The organism is Kordia sp. (assembly GCF_965224175.1).
In the GTDB taxonomy this organism is placed as follows: Bacteria; Bacteroidota; Bacteroidia; order Flavobacteriales; family Flavobacteriaceae; genus Kordia.
In genome coordinates, this window is record NZ_OZ245041.1 from 4171203 (window position 1) to 4194209 (window position 23007).

A 23007-nucleotide genomic window follows, 5' to 3' on the forward strand; every position below is an offset into this window, starting at 1 on the left:
ACTTAACTTAATAAATCGTGAACAACATGCCCAGAAACGTCTGTCAAGCGAAAACGCCTTCCTTGATGTTTGTAAGTGAATTTTGTGTGATCAACGCCCATTAAATGCATCATGGTTGCTTGTAAATCGTGTACGTGCACAGGATCTTTTGCAATATTATAACCAAAATCGTCAGTTTCTCCATAAGTAAATCCGGGTTTTACGCCGCCGCCAGCCATAAACATTGTAAAGCATTTTGGATGATGATCACGTCCGTAATTGGTTTCTGTTAAAGTTCCTTGACTATAATTAGTACGACCAAATTCGCCGCCCCAAACGACCAAAGTGTCTTCCAGTAAACCACGTTGTTTTAAATCCATAATCAAGGCAGCAGTTGCCTGATCGATATCTTTTGCTTGTTTTTCAATTTGCGAAGGTAAATTTTCATGCTGATCCCAACCCATATGATACAATTGAATAAAACGTACATCTTGCTCAGCCAATCTTCTTGCCAACAAACAGTTTGCAGCATAGGTTCCTGGAATAGTTGCATCTGAACCATACATTTGGATTATATGATCGGGTTCTTCTTCAATATTCATCGTTGTAGGAACAGAAGTTTGCATTCTGTATGCCATTTCATATTGTCCAATTCTGCTATTGATTTCAGGATCTCCAAATTCACGTTCTTGTTTCTCGTTGAGTTCACTCAAATGATCAAGCATTTTTCTACGTTCGGCACGCGTCATTCCTTCTGGATCTTTTAAATATAACACTGGATCTTTTCCTGAGCGAAATTGTACTCCTTGATGTAATGAACTCAGAAAACCATTTCCCCAAAGTCTTGAATATAAAGGTTGTGCCAATGGTCTTCCCGTTCCGCGCGAAAGCAATACCGTAAATGTAGGTAAGTTATCGTTTAAACTTCCCAAACCATAACTCATCCATGAGCCAATACTTGGTCGTCCTGCTTGTTGTGAACCAGTTTGAAAAAAGGTAATCGCAGGATCATGATTGATCGCTTCAGTATGCATAGATTTTACGAAACATAATTCATCTACAATTTTTGCAGTATATGGCATCAATTCACTTACCCAAGCACGTGATTCACCATATTGATCAAATTTAAAGTTGCTTCCTACGAGAGGAAAACTATCTTGTCCAGAAGTCATTCCTGTTAATCGTTGTCCTTTTCGCACAGAATCGGGCAAATCTTGTCCACGAAGTTTATTCAACAAAGGTTTATAATCAAACAATTCTAATTGTGATGGTCCACCACTTTGAAACAAATAAATAACACGTTTTGCTTTGGGCGCAAAGTGTGGTAAATTCATTCCTTTCAATGGAAAATCTGCTGCTTCAACCAACGATGAAAACGGATCTAGCATGGAAGCTGCTGCAATTCCTCCAATTCCTAAACCGAGTTTTTTGAGAAATTGTCGTCTCGTATTATTTAAAAAATGTTTGTGAACTTCTTCCATAGTTTATCCTTTAACAATTGCTTCATCTAAATTGAAGATTAAACTTGTGAGCACGCCAAAAGCATATATTTTTTCTTTCGCAATATCGTTTGTGGCAATAGTTGCTGCTATTTTTATTTTTTTGGTGGAATCATAATTTGATTCAGTTTCTTTTAGAAATGTCAGTAAATTTTCTATTTCTGTTGCATCAGGCTTTCGCGAAGTAATTTTTCTGAAAATTGTTTCAATACGTGTTTCGTCAGTTAAATGATCGTCTTGTAACACTTGAACCGCTAAGGTATTAGCTGCTTCTATCAACTGCGGATCGTTGAGCATGACTAAAGCTTGTAAAGGTGTGCTAGTTTTTTGACGCTCTACCGTGCAATAATCACGCGTGGCGGCATCAAAGGTCATCATTGCTGGTGGTGGAACGGTTCGTTTCCAGAATGTATACAAACTTCTTCTGTATAAGTTTTCACCTGAATCCATGATGTATTTTGTCAATCCTTGCCCAGAAGTAGTTTCTGCCCATAAACCTGCGGGTTGATATGGTTTTACACTTGGGCCACCAACTTTTTCAACTAATAATCCGCTTACGGAAAGTGCATTATCGCGAATCATTTCCGCAGTGAGTTTATCTCGAGAACTTCTTGCAAGCCATTTATTGTTGGGATCAATTTCTAACAACGCATCATTTGTTTTTGTGGTTTGCTGATAGGTATTTGACATTACCATTCGTTTTACCATTTTTTTTGTGTCCCAACCTTCTTCACGATATGTAATAGCAAGCCAATCCAAGAGTTCAGGATGTGAAGGCAATGCTCCTTGGTTTCCGAAGTCAGAACTTGAAGCTACAATTCCTTTTCCAAAAATTTGTTGCCATAATCTGTTTACAGCGACTCTAGCAGTAAGTGTATTTTGTTCGTCAAATAACCAATTGGCTAAACCAAGTCTATTTTGTTCGTATTTTTCTGTGAAAGGTAACACTGCTTTTGGAGTTGTAAAACTTACTTCATCTCCATGTGCATCATATGCGCCACGTTTTAGTACATACGTTTTACGTTTTGGAGCATCATCTTTCATGACCATCAATTGTACTTGTTTGATGGAATCTGGCATATTGATAAAGTTCAGTACTTCATCAATTTCTTTTCGGGTAATTTTTACATTAGGTTTTGGAATTTCACCGTAATCCATACGTCCTTTTTCGTTGACTTTGTTGAAAAAAGCGTAAAAGCCGAAGTATTCTTTTTGTGAGATCGGATCGTATTTATGATCGTGACACTGTGCGCATTCCATTGTTAATCCTAGAAGTGATTTTGATACGGTATTTGTTCTATCTAACACATATTCTACGCGATATTCTTCATCGATAACGCCGCCTTCTTGTGTTATTTTATGATTTCGATTGAAACCTGTTGCTACGATTTGTTCTAATGTTGCATTTGGTAACAAATCACCTGCCAACTGCCATTTTACGAATTCATCATAAGGAATATTTCGGTTAAATGCACTAATCACCCAATCGCGCCAAGGCCACATAGTACGTTCTAAATCATCTTGGTAGCCATGTGTGTCTGAATAACGAGCAATATCAAGCCAACTTGCAGCCATGTGTTCGCCGTATTGCGTTGAATTCAACAAATGATCTACTACTTTTTCAAAGGAATTTGTATTGGTATCATTCAAGAAAGCATCAATTTCTTCTAAAGTAGGAGGCAATCCCGTTAAGTCAAAATATACACGCCTGATGAGTTTTTCTTTGCTGGCTTTTTGTGATGGATTCAGTCCTTGCTGTGTTAGTTTTTCAAGGATGAAATTATCGATCTCATTTGAAACTAAACTGTCGTTTTTAGCATTTGGAACTTTACTTTTTATAGGTAGTACAAATGCCCAATGGTCTTTCCAAACGGCGCCTTGTTGAATCCATTTTGTGAGTACCTTTTTTTCATAATCATTCAAAGAAAGATTTGAATCTTTGGGTGGCATAATTTTGATTGGATCAGTTGTATTAATGCGCTCCACTAACTTACTGGCTAGTGTATCACCAGAAACGATTGCAAAATGATTAGGATTTTCACTTAAAGCGGCAAAGGCTCCTTTTTTGGTATCGAGTCGTAAATTGCCTTCTCGTGTACCATCATCAGGACCGTGACATAAGTAGCAACGATCTGAAAGAATAGGTTTTACATCAAAAATATAATCGATTTTTTCAGGAATTTCGTATGCTTGTATTGTACTATTTGTGGAAGTATTGCTTAAAGTGGTATATGCTGCTTGCGTATCTTTGTTAAAATATTTGTATGCTAGAACTAATAAAAATGGTATTAGAAAATAGCATACTAGTACGAATGGTTTCGTTTTCTTTTTGGTGTTCAAAGCAGGTTAGTTTTTCTAGTATTGGCTGTTTGTGAAACTGGTGAACCAATTAATGGTTTCGTAAGATACTAATAACCAAATAACTTTTAAAAAAATTAACATTTGAGTTGTATGTAGTTGAGTTCGCAGAATTGTGTTATTTTTCTTTTGATTTGAAAATTCATTACACCAAACTATTTTTTTTGAATAAAACATAGTATTTTTAAGTTTATGATAAGACTGTATTTAGCTTTTATTTTATCCCTATTCACTCTTTATATATATGCACAGCAACCCGCCAAAAAGGAAATAGATTCGTTACAAGGATTTTCTGTAGAATCTTTAGCAACATTGGCTGCGGAAAATCGATATAAAAATCCGCTTCAGGCCAAAGCATATGCTTCTGTATATTATGTTAAAGCACAAAATAACGGTGATGTCAAAAAGGTATACGATGCTGCTTTTTTGAAGGCAGAGATTTATAACGTATTACGGGAAAAAGATAGTGCTCATTTTTTTATAGATGAATCTATAGAAAAGGCGTCAAACACAAATGATGAAGATCATTATTATAAAAGCTTACGTTTAAAAGGAATAATATATTATAGTTCTAGAGATTATGAGAAGGCAAGTTCTTTATATACAGAAGTTTATCAGTATTATGAGGAAGAAAAAAATGTTGTCGAGCTCGCAAAAATTCGACATAACATTGCTTTGATTGAAAATCAAATTGGTCGTAGAAAGCAGGCTTTGATGAAGGTTAAAGAAAACTTTAATTTATACAAAGAAGGTGTACTTGATAAAGATGCACAGATGCCAGAATACTTAAACACATTATTGAATCTCAGTAATATTTACACGACTATCGCAGATGATTTTAATAAAGAAAGTGTAAAATATTTAGATTCTGCAATTACGTATAATACCATTGGTTTGGAAAAGAGCTTGCAAGTAAATGATTTAGAGATTTACACGATTTTTTTAACCTTGCAAGGTATTATTCATCAGAAAAAAGGAAATTTAAATAAAGCACATTCTGACTTCATTTCTGCGGAAGAGAAAATAATAAACCTTGGTTTTTTCAATCAGTTGGCTGTTTTATACATGCATCAAGGGAAGAATTATTTTTTAAAAGATGAAGTGGATAATGCGTTAAGATATTTATTAAAAACAGATTCTATTAATGTCAATGAAGGTACATATTCGCCACATCTTCAAGAGACATATATTTTACTAGCAAAATCGTATGGAAAAAAAGGAGATTTAGAAAATTCAGTTAAGTATTTTGAAATCTTTGAAGAGAAAGATAAAAAGAATGATATTCGCATTAGGAATATATCTGAAAACCTCTACAAGAAGTATGATATCCCATCATTTAAAAATAAAATTCAAACACTTCTTAATAAAACCGAGCAAGAGCAACAAAAATCAAAAACACTTATTTATGCTTGTATTTCTTTAGTTGTATTTTTATTAGGTGTTTTGTGGTATTACAAAAGGAGAGAACGCAAACTTAAGAAACGCTTTGATATGGTTTTAGAAGAATTGGTCGCTATTGAAAAAGCAAAGATTGCGACAAAAGATAAAATTTCGCAACCGTATACAATTACAGATGAAAACGTTCAAAAAATACTAGATGGCTTAGAAAAATTTGAACGTAAACAATTGTTCTTACAAAAAAAGTGTACACTCAACTATGTTGCAAAAAAAATAAATACCAATAGTACTTATCTATCAAAAACCTTACAGTCACACAAACAGAAAAAATTTGTACAATACATAACAGATTTACGACTGAATTATGCGTTGACACGTTTAAAAGATGATACCAAATTCAGAACATATGATATTAAATCAATTGCTGCTGAACTTGGTTTCAATACAGCTGAATCTTTTTCAAAAGCTTTTAAAAAACGTACAGGAATTTATCCATCTTTTTATATTAAAAACCTAAATAAATTAAAGGATTAACGTAATAAAAAAAGGAGTCGTATTTCCATAAATACGACTGTTTTTCCTTGATAAAATTAGTGTGAGATGCTAATTTTAAAGATAATTTAAACTTTTTATTACGAATGAAAAAACAGAGAAAATTAAATTTAAGAAAACTTAGTATTGCTAAATTAAGTAACAATTTACAAGCTATGCGAATTAAAGGTGGTACAGACGATACGGATAATGCAGTATCAAGAGAAGGAGATTGTAAAACTGAAGGGATTAATTGCGGAACTTCAGTAGATACTAGACCTGGTACATTTACAACTGCTACAAGTGATCCTAATGATCCAAGATTTTCTGTTGTTATAGGGACTTGTGTGTAGCACATTATAAAAACAGGCACAGGAAAAACCTCCAAAAGTTTAATTTTGGAGGTTTTTTTAATTTTAGATTATATCGTAGTAATGATTTAAAAATCTGTATATTAGTGTTTTAAGTATTGTTTAAAACAAGAACTTACTATAATTACGGTAAAACCGTAACACAAGTAATGTTTATTCTTATCGCACTCAGGAGATATAGTTTAATTTAGCTGAAAACATATTGAGGTTTAGGGGAATCTCATTATAATAGTATTATTCTATTAGATAAAAGGGAGATCATTCTTGTGATTACTCCCTTTTTTTTTTAGTGTTGCTGAGGAAACTTAGAGAAATATAAAAGTTAGTTATTTATTAAATTGAGAAATTAGGGGGTCTCCATTTAGTAGTGAAATAACTTCCACAAACCTAAAAAGGGATTTCCCAAACTTTCTTTAGTGATGTTTTAATACACACTTTTCTCCAAAAAAAAGAATCTTATTTTATTTAGATTAAATACAAATAGTTATATTTGCAGTCAAATATGATAATGAGTCTGTATGTCTTTTTTAGTTGATATAGAAGAAGTTCAGGTGCAATCAAAGCCAAAAAAGCTTAAAATTGCTAAGAACTGTAAAAGCAAATGTTGTAAGAAATATAAAAAAGGAAAGGGCAAGCGTTGTAAACGTTGCCCAATGTTTGATTTATTGAAAAAAGCTTCTTAAAAAGCCTTTGTTTCTTATTTAAAAGCGTTTAATCCAGTAACATCTAATCCTGTGATTAATAAGTGAATATCATGTGTTCCTTCATACGTAATTACACTTTCTAAATTCATCATGTGTCTCATGATAGAATATTCACCACTAATTCCCATTCCACCTAACATTTGTCTAGCTTCACGAGCAATTTTTAATGCCATTTCTACGTTGTTTCGCTTCGCCATAGAAATTTGTGCAGAAGTAGCAGTACCTTTTTCTCGCATTACACCTAGACGCCAAGCTAATAATTGTGCCTTAGTGATTTCTGTAATCATTTCAGCTAATTTCTTTTGTTGTAATTGAAATTGCCCAATAGGCTTGTTAAACTGAATACGTTCTTTACTGTAACGTAATGCAGTATCATAACAATCCATAGCAGCTCCTATAGCTCCCCAAGCAATACCAAAACGAGCAGAATCTAAACAGCCAAGTGGTGCTCCAAGTCCAGATTTACCTGGTAACAAGTTTTCTTTAGGAACTTTTACATTGTCAAAAATTAATTCTCCAGTAGCAGAAGCTCTCAATGACCATTTGTTGTGAGTTTCAGGAGTAGAAAAACCTTCCATGCCACGTTCAACGATTAATCCATGAATTCTTCCTTCTTCATTTTTTGCCCAAACAACTGCAACTTGACAAAAAGGAGAATTAGAAATCCACATTTTTGCACCATTTAAAAGATAATGATCGCCCATATCTTTAAAATTTGTAGTCATTCCTCCAGGATTACTTCCATGATCAGGTTCTGTTAAACCAAAAGATCCCATCCATTCACCAGAAGCTAACTTTGGTAAATATTTTTGACGTTGCTCTTCATTTCCATATTTCCAGATAGGATACATTACTAAAGATGATTGTACAGAAGCTGTAGAACGAACACCAGAGTCTCCACGTTCAATCTCTTGCATGATCAATCCGTAACTGATTTGATCCAAACCTGCACCACCATATTCTGCTGGAATATAAGGTCCGAAAGCACCAATATCTGCCAATCCTTTAATAATTTGCTTAGGAAATTCGGCACGTTGTGCATAGTCTTCTATAATTGGAGAAACGTCTCTTTTTACCCAATCACGGGCTGCATCTCGTACTAATTTATGTTCGTCGGATAAAAGCTCGTCTAAGTTGTAGTAATCAGGAGCTTGGAATAAATCTGGTTTCATTGATTGTGTTTTAATAGCATTTTTTTAATACTCAAATTTACGGAATGTTCGTAAATCGTGATAGCAAAAGTAATTAATGAAATGTCACAAAACAAAGACAAATTGTTATAATTTTAAATAAAATGCTTTTGTGAGTGAAATGTAAGCTTCTGTATATTGGTGTCTTGTGGTTTCTATCACTAATTCATCTACTGTATTTTCTGTTTGTTTAAATGAAAAAGAAATTAGGCTACGTTTATAATCTGCTTTAGGATTTCCTTTTACGTGACAAGTTTTTTGTGGAAATAAATTATTGGCTTTCGCCAGATTTACAAAATGCTCATATTCTTTGTATGGAATAATGGTGTGAAATGTTCCTGTTGGTTCCAACAAATGTGCTATACCAGTAAGTAATTCTGAAAAAGGTAAAGCATCTGTAAAGCGAGCTGTATCGCGTTGCGCATTGTCTGTTTTGTAATTTTCTGTGTAAAAAGGCGGATTCGAAACAATTAAATCATATTTGTCTTCAATCTCTGCGACAAATTCATCCAATCCGGCATGATAACAAAACAGTCGGTCGCTCCAAGGAGAGTTTTCAAAATTATCAACGGCTTGTTCGTAGGCATCGTCATCAATTTCAATAGCATCAATTACTTCTGCGTGACTTCGTTGTGCTAGTTGTAACGCAATCAATCCAGTGCCAGTACCAATATCTAAAATCGAAAATGGATTGCTTTCTACAGATGTCCAAGCACCTAACAAAACTCCGTCTGTACCAACTTTCATAGCGGTTCTATCTTGTTGTATGGTAAATTCTTTAAAGCGAAAAGGTTTGCTCATAACTTATAATTCAAGCGGTTTTGTTCCAGAAATTTTAATTCCGTGTTGGGTAAGTGTTTTGACTTTCTTCTGATTATTGGTCAACATGGTAATCGAGTTTACTTTTAAAGCTTTTAAAATTTTAGCTGCTGCTGAAAAATCGCGAGCATCTTTTTGAAAGCCTGCTGCTTCATATGCTTCTGCTTGCGGCATTCCGTTACGTTTAAAAGGAATGCTTTTTAGCAAGGCATAATGTCCATTCCCTTTTCCTTCTTGTTCTAACCAAATAACAATTCCGCGACCTTCTTTCTGAATCAATTGTTGTGCAATCGCCATTTCCTCTCTACATTCGCATTCAATACTATTAAAAATATGTGCGTGAATACATGAAGAATGTACGCGGCACAATATATCTTCTTCATTAGAAATATCACCCATATAAAAAGCGATAGCTTCTTTCTGTCCGTCGTAAAAAAGTACTTCGTGAAAGGTTCCATATTTCGTTTTCAAATCGACTTCAGCCATTTTTATCATAACAGTTACTTTTTAGTCTAAATACGAATTAATTAAATTAGAAAAGTTTGTTTGTAGTACATAATCAAGTGCTTTTGAGTAAATAACTATTTTTTAATAATCTTATGAACTTGTTTTTGATTTTCAGTAGTGATGACTTCTAGGGAATACATTCCAAACGATAAATCCTGAAGATTAATCTGTGTGTTAGATACGTTATTTTTTATTGAAATTGATTTTATATGTTTTCCAGTAATATCGTAAATATCAATATTCTTTATTGTATTTGTTCCAGTAATATTTAGGATGTCAGTACTTGGGTTAGGGAAAATTGCAAAAGCATCAAATTGATTTTCCGTTACAGATAAAACATCAACTACGATTGTAGTTACTGTATTTGTTGTAATTGGCGGATTGAAATCAAAATAAATATCTGCGGTATTGCTAAATACATCTCCAAGTGAGGCGTTTGTTTTCGGCTTTATTTTATATGTAATATAACCATGGGAATTTGGCTCGTCTGATGTGCTGTCTGGTAGATTTATCCCATCAAAAATAAAGTCTAATTCATTGCCGTTTTTGATTTCTACACGTCCAGAATGACTAAGGTTTTCAAGTCTAAATGTACTCCGGTCTAAGTCAATATCTAATACATTTTCTACATGTACATTAATTGCGCTTGCTGTTCCCGTGTTTTGAAAACGAATAATATAGTGTAAAAATTCATCAGTATCTTCTAGTAAAATTTCATCTCCTTCTAAAACCTGAATATCATTTGGATCATAAGATCCTATTACAATTTGATTATAGTTAAAGACATTATCGTCTGGGATAGCATCACCAGTAATAGGGTTTATGGTGGTGATAAAGTTTAAAACATCATCAATATTTGTAGTTGGAGGTGTAAAAACGTTAAAATCTACAATAATCGTTCGTGTTTCAAAAGGAATCAAATCTACATAATTAAATGTTAGCGAATTACTTGTAGAACTGCTTGCGGTTTCGCTTGCGCTTAAAAACTGCATCTTGCTATCATCATATTCAAAAAGAATATCACCACTTTGTAATGTAGTTCCCGTATTTTTATATGCGATGACATATGAAGTGTCAAAACCAGGTCGAGCAGAAGATAAAGGATATGTACTTACAGATACATTATTTGTAGAACCTATGGGTGTAAAGCAAAAATCTGCGGTATCTTCGTTTCCTAGACCTGTAAATGTAGAACTGATACTTGAAGGGCTAATCGAAAATAAAGAAGACAATTCTGGTGCTATAACTGTTGTCGTGAATGTTCCCTCTTCGTCAATAAATATTGAGTAGCTTCCGTCAGTTTGTGTAAATGTATTATAGGTTGTTGTTCCATCTGTTGCTTCAACCAATAAATTAGCTGCGTCATAGGTAGAAGTATTGCAACCATTCTCATCAAAATCATACACGATGTTTCCGTTAATTCTGTTGATGGTATTACAGTTGACGGATACGTCCTGAGGACCTACGCTATAGCATCCTGTAAATATCTCAGTAGTTCGTATATAAAAAGTTATAATTCCTTCTGCGTTTGCATCATTTATGTTTACTGTATAGGAACTAGAATTTGAAATAGGATTTGTCTCTGCTTCTGCATCAGCCAAACTTTCATATACTATAAACGAAAGTGGTAGGAAAGGTGGAGGAAAACCTTGTGTTAAATCTACAGTAGCAAAACCATCCATATCATCATCACAAGCATAAAGTAGCGGATAACTTTCTGGACTTCCAGGTGTTGGTAATACTCTTAAGGTTTGGTTGACAATTGTTTCACAACCTTCTGTGCTTGTAATCTTGATTAGAATATTTTCAGGCATAACCGTATTTTGGTAGGCGGTTGGTGTCGCAATAGGAATGTCATTAATTAAATCATTTGAATTTTTATAATACTCTACAGACAAACCAGTACTTCCTCCAATAATTGAGTTGTAATTTGATGTTAAGTCGAACGTAGATATTTCATCATTTATACTTCCGCTTGCTTCGTCGTCACACAATTCTAGAGGTAAAGGTTCGTTGATAATAGGATTTTGAGAAACAGAAATATCAAAACTAGTGGTGTCAAACATTTCTGAAGTAACATTCTGCAAACGGGCATATATAGTTTGCGGATTACTCGTATTACAAAATCCAGTAACAGGAAGTGTGTTTGTATTTGTAATTGCATCCATATTGGTTGCATGAAAAGTAACAACCAGTTCAGAAGGGTTTTGCGCACCTATAATTTCTACAATTGAATTCGAAAAATCAAAGTCGCAAGAAATTCCCGAATCATCAGTAATACATAAGTTAATATTGCTTGCGGGGTTTGCTATTTGTGCAATACTAAAATTTATAAAAAGAGAAAATAATAGAAGAGTATACTTTTTTTTCATGGTTTAGTTTTAATGGTTACCATAAAAGTATCTTTTTTTATGTAAATCACAGATATAAATCAATTAAACCTTCTGGCGCTTCAATATGAATCGTTTTTGCGTCACGATCTACTTTTTTAATAATATCATCATTTATCGGAATCAAAATTTCAATTCCATCACGGTCAATCTCAAATAAAGGTTGTGAAGTTGTATCGTTTACACCAGCAATTTTTCCAACGATCCCAAAAGAAGCATCTTCTACAGTAAAATCAATAATTTCATGATAATAAAACTTATTACCTTCTAATTTTGGCAGCGCTGCTAACGGTAAATACAATTCGCATTTCAACAACTGATCGGCATCTTCTTCCGTATCAACATCTTCAAACTTCAATCGCAACAAGTCAGACTTGTGCAACGACGATTTTTCAATAAAAAATGGTAGAAAATCACGTCCAAGTTTTATAAAAACGGCATCCAAATCGTCGTACAAATCGGGTTGATCTGTATCGAGTTTTGCAAGTAATTCACCTTTAAAACTATATTTCTTAACAATCTTTCCTAAATAAAAACAATCTTCAATTCGCATATCTATATCATAAAAAAAGCCTAGCAAATTTAATATTTACTAGGCTAAAAATTATATGTAAAATCTATAATTTATTCTTCTTCACCTGCAGGAGCTTCTCCAGCGTCTTCAGCTGCATCTTCTACAACAGGAGCATTAGCGGCAATACGAGCTTCGTTTACTGCTTTTTCAGCTTCAAAAGCTTTTGCTTTCGCATCTGCTTCAGCTTGCGCTAAACTGTCAACTTTACCTTGTACTTTACCTTCTTTAGCTTCTAACCAAGCAGTAAATTTCTCTTCTACTTGCTCTTCAGTTAAAGCACCTTTACGAACTCCACCTAATAAGTGATTCTTGTACATAGCACCTTTGTAAGAAAGGATTGCTCTTGCAGTATCCGTTGGTTGAGCACCGTTTTGTAACCATTGTACCGCACCGTCAAGGTTTAAGTCAATAGTTGCAGGGTTTGTGTTTGGATTGTAAGTACCTAATTTCTCTAAGTATCTACCATCTCTTTTTGCACGCGCATCAGCGGCAACGATCCAGTAAAAAGGTTTTCCTTTTTTACCGTGTCTCTGTAATCTAATTTTAACAGACATAAAAAATTAATTTGTGAGGTTCACGACCTCGATTATTAATAAGGCTGCAAAAATACTATTATTTCTGAAACACAACTACTTAAAATTGCTTTTTTTAGTATTTCCGCCCAGAAAAAGTGCGGTCGTGTCTTCGCTAGTCGCTTTTTTAGCCACAAAAATAGTTGATAACTTTACAATTACAGTTTCTATTTGTGGACAAAAAAGAGCTCCAACAAGCCGCTCAACCACTAATACGGTGTTCATAACTTCATCAGAAAATCAGGAAATAATTTTGTAATTTTACATGTTCAATTTTCCTCTATACAAAAGCAGTCTATGTACTTAATATTTGATACCGAAACTACAGGTTTACCAAAGCGTTGGGACGCGCCAATTTCTGATACGGACAACTGGCCAAGATGTATACAAATAGCTTGGCAATTACATGACGAATTAGGAAACTTGATAGAACATCAAGATTATTTGGTACAACCAGAAGGTTTCAATATTCCTTATGATGCAGAGAAAATTCACGGGATTTCTACAGAACTGGCAGCTGAACAAGGAATTACACTGCAAGAAGTATTAGAAAAATTCAATATTGCACTCTCTAAAACAAAATTCATTGTAGGACAGAATGTTGGCTTTGATGTCAATATTATGGGAGCTGAATTCTACAGAGAAGAAGTTGCTAACAAATTACAAGAATTACCTGTATTAGATACCTGTACGGAAGCAACTGCAAGTCTATGTCAAATTCCTGGTGGACGTGGAGGAAAATTTAAATTACCAACACTTACCGAATTGCATAATTATCTTTTTGGAGTTGGTTTTGGTGAAGCGCACAACGCAACAGCCGATGTGGAAGCAACAACACGTTGTTTTTTAGAACTCATCAGAAGAAAAGAGTATACCATTGAGCAATTAGATGTATTGCCAGATTATTTTGAACGTTTCTCAGAGAACAATCCGCAGCCGATTCAAATGATCGGATTGAAACATATCAATCTAAAAGCTGCATCCGAAAAAATAAGAAAACGTTTAGCCAAAACACAAGCAGGTGAAGGAATCTCACAACAAGAAATACAAGAGAATCTAGAAGCCTTAAAAAACGCACCGTTTTCACATTTACACAACCATTCACAATTTTCCGTACTACAGTCAACATCAAGTATTGGCGATTTAGTAAAAGCTGCTGGAAAATACAATATGCCAGCCGTAGCAATGACCGATCATGCAAATATGATGGGAGCATTTCACTTTGTAAAAGAAGTAAGTAACTACAACAAAGGCGTCCAAGCAAAAATTGCTGAAGCAGAAGAAAACGGAGAAACTACAGACGCACAAATATTAAAGCCAATTGTAGGTTGTGAATTTTTTGTTTGCGAAGATCATCAAGATAAAAGTCGAAAAGACAACGGATATCAAATTGTACTCATCGCCAAAAATAAAAATGGCTATCACAATTTGGCAAAAATGTCATCCATTGGATATACCAAAGGATTTTACTACGTTCCAAGAATTGACAAAAAAATCATTGAGCAGTACAAAGAAGACATTATTGTATTGACAGGAAACTTATATGGAGAAGTTCCCAACAAAGTCCTAAACATCGGAGAAACGCAAGCTGAAGATGCTTTGCTTTGGTGGAAAGAAACTTTTCAAGACGACTTGTATGTAGAAATCATGCGTCACGATCAAGAAGACGAAAATCGTGTCAATGATGTGTTGGTTAAGTTGGCCAAAAAGCATGATATTAAATTAATAGCGACTAATAATACGTATTACATTGCACAAGAAGATGCCAACGCACATGATATTCTGTTGTGTGTAAAAGATGGTGAAAAACAAGCAACACCAATTGGACGTGGTCGTGGATATCGTTACGGATTGCCAAATCAAGAATATTACTTCAAATCGCCAGACGAAATGAAAACTTTATTCAAAGATTTGCCTGAAGCGATTCTTTCCATACAAGAAATTGTAGACAAAGTAGAACCTTTTGTGTTAGCACGTGATGTATTATTACCAGCTTTCGATATTCCAGAAGAATTCCAGTTTGAAGAAGATAAATATGACGGTGGAAAACGTGGAGAAAACAAATATTTACGACACTTAACGTACGAAGGTGCTAAAAAAAGATACGGCGAAATTACGCCAGAGATTGAAGAACGACTCGATTTTGAGTTGGCAACGATTGAAAATACAGGATATCCAGGATATTTCTTAATTGTAGAAGACTTTATTCGCGAAGCGAGAAACATGGACGTTTCGGTAGGTCCTGGTCGTGGATCGGCAGCAGGTTCGGTAGTAGCTTATTGCTTGTGGATTACCAATATTGATCCTATGCTGTACGATTTGCTTTTTGAGCGTTTCTTAAATCCTGATCGTGTATCCATGCCCGATATTGATATTGACTTTGATGATGAAGGTCGTGGACGTGTCATGGATTATGTAATTGATAAATACGGAGCGAATCAAGTAGCACAAATTATCACGTACGGAACAATGGCTGCAAAGTCGTCTATTCGTGACACAGCTCGTGTATTAGATTTACCATTAAGCGAAGCAGACAGAATTGCGAAACTAATTCCGAATACCAAACTAGCAAAGATTTTTGGGAAATCGGAAGCAGAACTCAAACAAAAATTTAGAGCAGAAGAAGTTGTACTGATCAATGAATTAGTGAATATCTCTGAAGAAGATGGTTTGGAAGCAGAAACTGTTAACATGGCGCGTGTTTTAGAAGGTTCGGTGCGTAATACAGGAATTCATGCCTGCGGAGTCATCATTACACCAGATGATATTACCAAGTTCGTTCCTGTCGCTTTGGCGAAAGATTCAGACATGTACTGTACACAATTTGATAACTCGGTTGTGGAAGATGCAGGTCTGCTAAAAATGGACTTTTTAGGTCTCAAAACACTAACGCTTATAAAAGATACCGTTAAGCTAGTAAAATATAAGCATGATGTTGATATTGACATTGAAAATATTCCGCTTGACGATGAGGAAACATATGCACTATTCCAGCGAGGAGAAACGGTAGGAGTGTTCCAGTATGAATCTCCTGGAATGCAGAAGCACATGAAATCGTTAAAACCTACAACTTTTGCCGATTTAATTGCCATGAATGCTTTGTATCGTCCTGGACCGATGGAATATATTCCAAGTTTCATTCGAAGAAAACATGGAGAAGAAGATATTGAGTACGATTTAGAAGCTTGCCAAGAATATTTAGAAGAAACCTACGGAATTACCGTATATCAAGAGCAAGTGATGTTGCTGTCGCAAAAACTGGCTGACTTTACAAAAGGTGAAGCCGATGTCTTGCGTAAAGCAATGGGTAAAAAACAGAAAGCCGTTCTTGATAAGATGAAGCCGAAATTTATTTCACAAGCTTCAGAAAAAGGTCATGCGGAAGATAAACTAGAAAAGATTTGGAAAGACTGGGAAGCATTTGCGGCTTATGCCTTCAACAAATCACACTCTACATGTTATGCGTGGATTGCCTATCAAACGGCATATTTAAAAGCGCATTATCCCGCAGAATACATGGCGGCGGTACTTTCAAACAACATGAACGATATTAAAACGATTACCTTCTTTATGGAAGAATGTAAACGTATGAAATTGGATGTATTAGGGCCAGATGTAAACGAATCGTTCTATAAGTTTACGGTAAATGATGAAGGCGCTGTTCGTTTTGGAATGGGAGCGATTAAAGGAGTTGGACATGGTGCCGTAAAAACAATTGTAAAAGAACGTTCGGAAGGAAAATATAAATCGGTGTTTGATTTGGCAAAACGAATCGATCTTCGCGCAGCTAACAAAAAAGCATTTGAAAATCTAGCTTTAGCTGGCGGATTTGATTCCTTTGGAGATACACACAGAGCACAATATTTTCACACGGAAAATAATGACAATATCACTTTTCTGGAAAAAGCAGTAAAATACGGAGCAAAATTCCAAGAAAATAAAAACTCTTCACAAGTTAGTTTATTTGGCGAAGCGAGTGAAGTGCAAATAGAAGAACCAAAAGTTCCACCATGTGAAGAATGGGGAACCATGGAAAAGTTAGCAAGAGAAAAAGCAGTTGTTGGAATCTATATTTCAGGACATCCGTTAGATGATTTTAAAGCAGAAATGAAATTTTTCTGTAAAGGTGACTTGTCTTATTTCTCTCAAATGGAAAACTATGTAAATCGTGAAATTCCTTTTGCCGGAGTTGTGACAGAAGTGCAACATAGAGTTTCTAAAAACGGAAAAGGTTGGGCATTATTTACGGTAGAAGATTACTTAGAATCGTATGAATTCCGAATTTTTGGAGAAGATTATTTAAAATTCAGACACTTCTTTGTGCCTAATTCATTTGTCTTTATAAAAGCATTTATAAAAGAAGGTTGGGTAAATAAAGACACTGGAAAACGTGGCGATCCTAGAATTCAGTTTAACTCCATGCAATTGTTGCAAGATGTCATGGGAACTGCGGCTAGAAAATTGACCATTCAGTTGGATGTAAACAAATTAGAAGAGCAGAAGCTTGATTTTATCTACGAAATTTTAGAAACGCACAAAGGCGATAAATCTTTGCATTTTACCTTATATGAAGCAAAAGAAAAAATCAAATTGCAAGCGCCAAGTAAGAAGAAAAAAGTAGATATAACACAAGAATTATTGGATGCACTAGAAGAAGAAGATGTACGATATAAGATTAATTGATAGTGTTGAATTTTAAATGAACTTTCAAGTTTACAGAATTACAAAAAAAATGGGATTCCATGAAATCATAAAAAAAGCTGGAAATAACCCAAAGAAACTTTTTCTTGTTGATGCACTTGGAGCTTTTTTATCAGCCTTTTTATTAGGATTTGTGTTAGTTCGTTTAAAAAACTATGTTGGAATACCGCCAGCTGCGTTATATTTCCTTTCAGCGTTTCCGGTAGTTTTTGCAATTTTTGATCTGTATTGCTACCTAAAAACACACAAAAAAATAGGAGCATTTTTAAAAATGATTGCGGTTTTGAATTTGCAGTATTGTGTGGTTTCTCTTGGATTCGCTTTTTATCATAAAAAAACACTTACAGGTTTAGGATGGACATACATATCCGTTGAAATTTTAATAATACTATTGCTTTCAGCGATTGAATTTACTGTTGGGAAACGACTAGCGGGAATTAATTATGAGTAAACTATGAAAAAAGAAAACCTCTTAGTTTTTGACATCGACGGAACGTTGCTAGATAGCGAAAACGTACATCAAACAGGTTTTGTCAATGCACTACATGCCATTGGTGTTGAATTCGTGAATACCAATTGGGAAAATTACACACATTTAACGGATAGTTTCATTGCAAAAGAAAATTATGAAAGCGATGTAAATCGTAGATTTTCTCAGCAAATGATGCAAAAGTTTGAAGCTGAATTTTTAAAAGAAATCAAAGACTGTAAAGTCAAGCAAATAGCTGGAGCTAATGCGTTTTTGCAGAAAATTATCTCGGAAACTACATATGCAGTTTGCTTTGCGACAGGTTCTATGCTATTGCCAGCGAAATTGAAGCTAGATCGTGCCGGAATTACGTATGATCAATCGTTACTAGAAGCTTCTAATAATTATTTCACACGCGAGGAAATTGTCAATTCCGCCATAGCGAAAGCTCAAACATATTTCAAAACAACGAGTTTTAAGCGTATTATTTCTTTAGGTGATGGAATTTGGGATGTGAAAACTGCCCAAAATCTAGGAATTGAATTCATAGGAATTGGTGCTCATAACAAAGAAAAGCTACAACTTTTTGGAGCGAAACATCATTTTACTGATTTTACAGTTTTTGATATGTCAATTTTGTGACTTTTTACTCTAATTCTGCTAATTTCTTTTTTGCGTATCCATTTCCATATTTGGCAGACTTTCTATAGTAATCCTTTGCTTTGGATACATCTTTTGGGTAGTCGCTCGCTGATCCATCTTCATAGTAACTTGCCAAATTATATAATAGGTTTCCAAGTGTATAATCATCAAGTATCAAAGCAGTCATATTGTTATTGACTAAACTAATCATAGTCTCCATTTTTAGATTTGAAGCAACTTCCAAACCAAAAAAATCTCTCATAGCCCAAAAACAATTTGTTTTACCATATGGAGCAACACAAGCTCCTTTTGTATAATAAATTGCGGCTTCTTTTTTATCAGTTTCTACACCTGTTCCTTGATTATATGCAAATGCTAAATTATTTAGTGCTGTATAATCAAAACTATCAGCAGCCTCTTTTAACCATTTTACTTTCTTTTTGTCATTTTTGTCTACAAATGTATAATATCTCGCTAATCGTCTTTGTGCGACGGCACTATTACTTTCAGCCTCTTCAATAAGTCTTTGAAGCCCAAAATCATTCACCCAATTAGCTAATTTGTCTTTAGCAATGACTTCTCTTTTTAATTCACCATCATCACTATAATATTTTTGATATTCTTTTAAGTTTTGTTGTACTCGTTTTAAAATCATTTTCCACTCTGCAGTTCCATGAAGCTTAGATAAGTCTGTATCGTTTTTAAGATGTTCAACCATATTCAAGCCTTTATCTACAGAAATATTCAAATATTTTAATGATTTTGTAATATTTCCTGCTAGTGACCATAGACAGGCTGTGTTATAGTAATCCTGAAAATTACCTTCTTTTTGTTTAAAGGCTTTCTCGTATTCTAATGCTGCTTCTGTATAGTTACCTTTCTGATATAAGCGTGTTGCATTATTGATTCTTTGTTCATAAGTCTGCGTATCTTGATGACTTTCTTGTGCATTTGTGTATGTAGTAGAACCTATTAATAGGCTAATTAATATTAATTTCAATAGTTTCATTTTTATTATTTTAAAAATTCATTTTGAGTTCCATTATAATAAAATATAACAATCTCGGCTATGATTTCATTATGTCGAAAATACACGGATATTTTCGACATACGCCAAGCTTTGTAAATATAGCAGGATTTTTTGGAAGGAAAAACAAGTTGCAATGAACTATAGTTATTGTATCTGTTTTACAAATCTAATTTATGGAAAATCTATCAAGAAAAGTTATGCAACACTGTTCAGTTAAGCGATTGCATTTCTAAAACTAAATTTTAAAGTTCTTCTATGAGAGCTTTCCATCCAAATACTCTCCTAAATTATCTAAAGAATCATTCCAGAACTGTTCATAGAACTTCAGCCATTTATTCACTTCTTTTAAAGGAGTTGCGTTTGCATTACAAAAACGTTCACGGCCTTTACTTTCAATATGAACCAAACCAGCTTCTTCTAGCGTTTTGATGTGCTTGGTAACGCCTTGACGCGACATTTCAAATTGATTGCTTATCTGTGAAATTGACAATGCTGAACTTGCAATCACCAAAGCGTGAAAAATATCACGCCTTGTCGGATCGGCAATAGCTTTAAACAAGCGTGTAACTTTATCTTGCATGGACATTTTCTTTTAGATATGATTGTAATTTATTCGTACAATTATCCCAACCGCCATTAAAACTGTCAAACATAGTCACAGCATTTTCGCCTTCATACATAGAAATTCCAGTATGTTCTAAATATAGTTTTGTGCCTTCTGCTACAGTTTCCAATGTCCAACTTACGGTAGTTTCAACATTTGTGCCTTCTACAATCCAAGTGTAAACAAGCGTGTACGGATCAGCTTTTTTTACTTCACCAATAATGGGAACACATCCTTCTTCGTTGGAAGTAAAGGTGTATTGATATCCTTTTTCTGCTTTAAAATCGGCTTTAATAAACCAAGAAGATAGTTCTTCTGCATTCGTAATTGCATTCCATACGCTATCGATAGAATGATTGAACATTTTTTCTTTTTTGATGCTGTCTTTCATGAGAATAAAAATTTAATTATTATGCAACTAATTGGTTGCTAAATTAATAAATAATTTTTAAAAAGCAACTTTTTGGTTGCGTATTTGTAATTTTAACTATTTTCTGAACTATAAATTCACTATTTTTATCTTCTATTTGCTAGATAGGTATCTGAAATTGAAAAAAATAGGAGATTCACTCATTTAAAGACTGTGTTTACTCAATGTAGTTTTTCTAGTAGTATTTCAGGTGATACATTTGATAGTATAAAATATTTAGAATTATGAAGACACAAGTAACGTTTACAAGTAAATTATGGTACGTAACTATTTTAATGATGGTTGCATTTGCGTTTAATCCTATGTATGGACAGTCTACAGCGCAAAAACAGAAGAAAATTAAAGGAGTTGTTAGTAATGTTCACGGACCTTTAGAAGGTGTTAATATTATTTTGAAAGGAGCAAATGAAGGAACTGTAACCAACGAAAAAGGTGAGTATACATTTCCTGTAGCTTTAAAAACTGGTGATATTTTACTTTTTAGCTATTTAGGATATCGTTCAGTAGAATTTAAAATTAAAGACGATACAAGTTTCATTAAAACAGTATTATCTGATGAGGTGATAGAATTTATGGGTGATTTAAATACGGATCAGCGTTACAAATCGAAACGTAAAAATTAACACATAATTACTGCTGAAATACTTTAATGAAGATCTTTATAAGATATACTTTTCTGTTCATTTTTGTATTCCAATCAAATGCTCAAATTGCAGACTTTGATACTGTCAACTTTGATAAAGCAGATAAAATTGCATTGGAATACAAAGATGAAAGACTTACAAATTTACCCGAATTAGCACACAAACTTACTACGGAATTATCAACAGATGCAGAACGTTTTAGAGCTATTTTTAAGTGGGTTTGTAGCAATGTAGCCAATGATTATCATTTGTATTCAAAGAATAAAAGAAAGCGTCAACGTTATAAAAATGACAGTCTGCGACTCAAAGACTGGAATGACAATTTTAATAAAGTAGTATTTAAAAAGCTTTTAAAAGATCGAAAAACAATTTGTACCGGCTATGCTTATCTTATCAAAGAATTAGCGAATTTAGCAGCTATAGATTGTGAAATTGTGCATGGTTTTGCCAGAACAAGTACCATGAATATAAAAAATCTTGATACGCCAAATCATTCATGGAATTCAGTAAAACTCAATGGAAAATGGTATCTCTGTGATCCAACTTGGGCAAGTGGAATTCCAAATCCATCTTCTGCTCAATTTCAATTTCAATTTAATGATGGATTCTTCTTATCGGATCCACATATATTTTCTGTGAATCATTTTCCTATTGATAAAAAATGGTTTCTTTTGGGAGAAAAAACGCCTTCATTTGAAACATTTTTGGAAGCGCCAATTATTTATGGACAAGCATATGCGTATTTTAACAGCCATAATATGCCTAAAAAGCTGGAAAACGTTGTGTATAAAAATGAACCTGTTGTATTTAAGTATCAATTACAAAAAGAGATCGCAGAAGAAGATGTCATTTTTGTCATAGAAACCAGTTTCAAAGAAAAAAAGGTAAAACCACAATTGGTCACCATCAAAGATCAATTACTCACTATAGACTACAAATTTCAAACCACAGGATATTACGATGTACATCTTTACATCAAAAAAAATCTAATTGCTACGTATACGTTTGAAGTAAAAAAAGCAACTACCAAATAAGCAAATTACTTTTACCGAGCAGTTCGCTGTAACTACTTCGTAAAATACTATCTTTGTAAAGCCTGTGTAATCAATACATAAGAAAAAACAATTGAACTATAATCAAAACAAATACTAGCGGTGTAAGTTTTGGAAGAATATTTGACTAATATTGCATATTAACAGAAAAAATAATTTAATAAAACATAAATATTATGGCATTAGAAATCACAGACACTAACTTTGAAGATGTAGTATTAAAGAGCGACAAACCTGTATTAGTTGACTTTTGGGCAGCTTGGTGTGGACCTTGTAAAATGTTAGGGCCCGTAGTTGAGCAAATCGCTGATGAGTATGAAGGAAAAGCTGTTGTAGGAAAGTTAGATGTTGATGCTAATCAACAATATGCGGCACAATTTGGAGTTCGTAACATTCCAACAGTATTAGTTTTTCAAAACGGAGAATTAGTAGGACGTCAAGTAGGAGTTGCTCCAAAAAATGTATACACAGAAGCTATTGATAAGTTATTAGCTTAGTAGAAAGATAAATTTTAGCACTATTAAAAAGGTTTGGCAATATGTC

General features: G+C 34.0%; 19 protein-coding genes. 8 read left to right on the forward strand and 11 right to left on the reverse strand.

What is annotated here, in order from left to right:
• Window positions 1-2: 2 nt before the first annotated feature.
• Together ACOQOS_RS18035 and ACOQOS_RS18040 are read right to left on the reverse strand one after the other, a co-directional pair.
• Window positions 3-1460, reverse strand: a complete 1458-nt coding sequence (locus ACOQOS_RS18035) for a DUF1501 domain-containing protein (protein ID WP_420571866.1) — start codon at window positions 1458-1460, stop codon at window positions 3-5.
• Window positions 1461-1463: 3 nt separating this feature from the next.
• Window positions 1464-3818, reverse strand: coding sequence for a PSD1 and planctomycete cytochrome C domain-containing protein (locus ACOQOS_RS18040; RefSeq protein WP_420571867.1), 2355 nt, complete (start codon window positions 3816-3818; stop codon window positions 1464-1466).
• A 210-nt stretch (window positions 3819-4028) separates the two neighbouring features.
• Here ACOQOS_RS18040 and ACOQOS_RS18045 point away from each other — a divergent pair, with 210 nt between their 5' ends.
• The gene (locus ACOQOS_RS18045; RefSeq protein WP_420571868.1) at window positions 4029-5768 is read left to right on the forward strand and encodes a helix-turn-helix domain-containing protein; all 1740 of its coding nucleotides are present in this window, start codon (window positions 4029-4031) and stop codon (window positions 5766-5768) included.
• Window positions 5769-5941: 173 nt separating this feature from the next.
• Entirely contained in the window at window positions 5942-6118 is a 177-nt protein-coding gene (locus tag ACOQOS_RS18050; protein ID WP_420571869.1) for a hypothetical protein, read from the forward strand.
• Window positions 6119-6833: 715 nt separating this feature from the next.
• On the opposite strand, the gene ACOQOS_RS18055 is transcribed toward ACOQOS_RS18050, so the two are convergent.
• The 6 genes from ACOQOS_RS18055 to ACOQOS_RS18080 form a co-directional block, all read right to left on the reverse strand.
• Window positions 6834-8012, reverse strand: coding sequence for an acyl-CoA dehydrogenase family protein (locus tag ACOQOS_RS18055; protein ID WP_420571870.1), 1179 nt, complete (start codon window positions 8010-8012; stop codon window positions 6834-6836).
• A 105-nt stretch (window positions 8013-8117) separates the two neighbouring features.
• Window positions 8118-8831 (reverse strand): tRNA1(Val) (adenine(37)-N6)-methyltransferase, encoded by a 714-nt coding sequence (locus ACOQOS_RS18060; protein WP_420571871.1) that lies wholly within the window; start codon window positions 8829-8831, stop codon window positions 8118-8120.
• Between the two features lie 3 nt (window positions 8832-8834).
• On the reverse strand, window positions 8835-9344 hold the full coding sequence (locus tag ACOQOS_RS18065) for a GTP cyclohydrolase (protein WP_420571872.1): 510 nt from the start codon (window positions 9342-9344) through the stop codon (window positions 8835-8837).
• Window positions 9345-9430: 86 nt separating this feature from the next.
• Entirely contained in the window at window positions 9431-11728 is a 2298-nt protein-coding gene (locus tag ACOQOS_RS18070) for a T9SS type A sorting domain-containing protein (protein ID WP_420571873.1), read from the reverse strand.
• 46 nt (window positions 11729-11774) lie between these two features.
• Complete coding sequence (gene rimM / locus ACOQOS_RS18075) at window positions 11775-12299, reverse strand: ribosome maturation factor RimM (RefSeq protein WP_420571874.1); 525 nt, start codon at window positions 12297-12299, stop codon at window positions 11775-11777.
• Between the two features lie 71 nt (window positions 12300-12370).
• Window positions 12371-12874 (reverse strand): 30S ribosomal protein S16, encoded by a 504-nt coding sequence (locus tag ACOQOS_RS18080; protein ID WP_420571875.1) that lies wholly within the window; start codon window positions 12872-12874, stop codon window positions 12371-12373.
• Window positions 12875-13189: 315 nt separating this feature from the next.
• Between ACOQOS_RS18080 and dnaE the strand changes: the two genes are divergently transcribed.
• Genes dnaE through ACOQOS_RS18095 form a run of 3 tightly spaced genes read left to right on the forward strand, consistent with a single transcriptional unit; the run spans window position 13190 to window position 18704 of the window.
• Window positions 13190-17575 (forward strand): DNA polymerase III subunit alpha, encoded by a 4386-nt coding sequence (gene dnaE / locus ACOQOS_RS18085; RefSeq protein WP_420571876.1) that lies wholly within the window; start codon window positions 13190-13192, stop codon window positions 17573-17575.
• 49 nt (window positions 17576-17624) lie between these two features.
• Window positions 17625-18044, forward strand: a complete 420-nt coding sequence (locus tag ACOQOS_RS18090) for a hypothetical protein (protein ID WP_420571877.1) — start codon at window positions 17625-17627, stop codon at window positions 18042-18044.
• 3 nt (window positions 18045-18047) lie between these two features.
• Window positions 18048-18704 carry an HAD family hydrolase gene (locus tag ACOQOS_RS18095; RefSeq protein ID WP_420571878.1) on the forward strand — a complete coding sequence of 219 codons (657 nt, stop codon included), beginning with the start codon at window positions 18048-18050 and terminating at the stop codon, window positions 18702-18704.
• A 4-nt stretch (window positions 18705-18708) separates the two neighbouring features.
• Here ACOQOS_RS18095 and ACOQOS_RS18100 read toward each other — a convergent pair whose 3' ends face one another.
• The 3 genes from ACOQOS_RS18100 to ACOQOS_RS18110 all read right to left on the reverse strand — a co-directional run bounded on the left by ACOQOS_RS18100 (window position 18709) and on the right by ACOQOS_RS18110 (window position 20729).
• Entirely contained in the window at window positions 18709-19713 is a 1005-nt protein-coding gene (locus ACOQOS_RS18100) for a TPR end-of-group domain-containing protein (protein WP_420571879.1), read from the reverse strand.
• 274 nt (window positions 19714-19987) lie between these two features.
• Window positions 19988-20314, reverse strand: coding sequence for an ArsR/SmtB family transcription factor (locus ACOQOS_RS18105; protein WP_420571880.1), 327 nt, complete (start codon window positions 20312-20314; stop codon window positions 19988-19990).
• Window positions 20304-20729 (reverse strand): SRPBCC family protein, encoded by a 426-nt coding sequence (locus ACOQOS_RS18110; RefSeq protein WP_420571881.1) that lies wholly within the window; start codon window positions 20727-20729, stop codon window positions 20304-20306. The genes ACOQOS_RS18105 and ACOQOS_RS18110 overlap by 11 nt, the downstream gene beginning before the upstream one ends.
• 263 nt (window positions 20730-20992) lie before the next feature.
• On the opposite strand from ACOQOS_RS18110, the gene ACOQOS_RS18115 reads away from it, so the two are divergent.
• From ACOQOS_RS18115 to trxA, 3 genes are all read left to right on the forward strand, one after another.
• The gene (locus ACOQOS_RS18115; RefSeq protein WP_420571882.1) at window positions 20993-21391 is read left to right on the forward strand and encodes a carboxypeptidase-like regulatory domain-containing protein; all 399 of its coding nucleotides are present in this window, start codon (window positions 20993-20995) and stop codon (window positions 21389-21391) included.
• Between the two features lie 26 nt (window positions 21392-21417).
• Complete coding sequence (locus ACOQOS_RS18120) at window positions 21418-22446, forward strand: transglutaminase domain-containing protein (RefSeq protein WP_420571883.1); 1029 nt, start codon at window positions 21418-21420, stop codon at window positions 22444-22446.
• Window positions 22447-22640: 194 nt separating this feature from the next.
• Window positions 22641-22961: a thioredoxin gene (gene trxA / locus ACOQOS_RS18125; RefSeq protein WP_420571884.1), complete on the forward strand. Its 321-nt coding sequence runs from the start codon at window positions 22641-22643 to the stop codon at window positions 22959-22961.
• The last annotated feature ends 46 nt before the right edge of the window (window positions 22962-23007 follow it).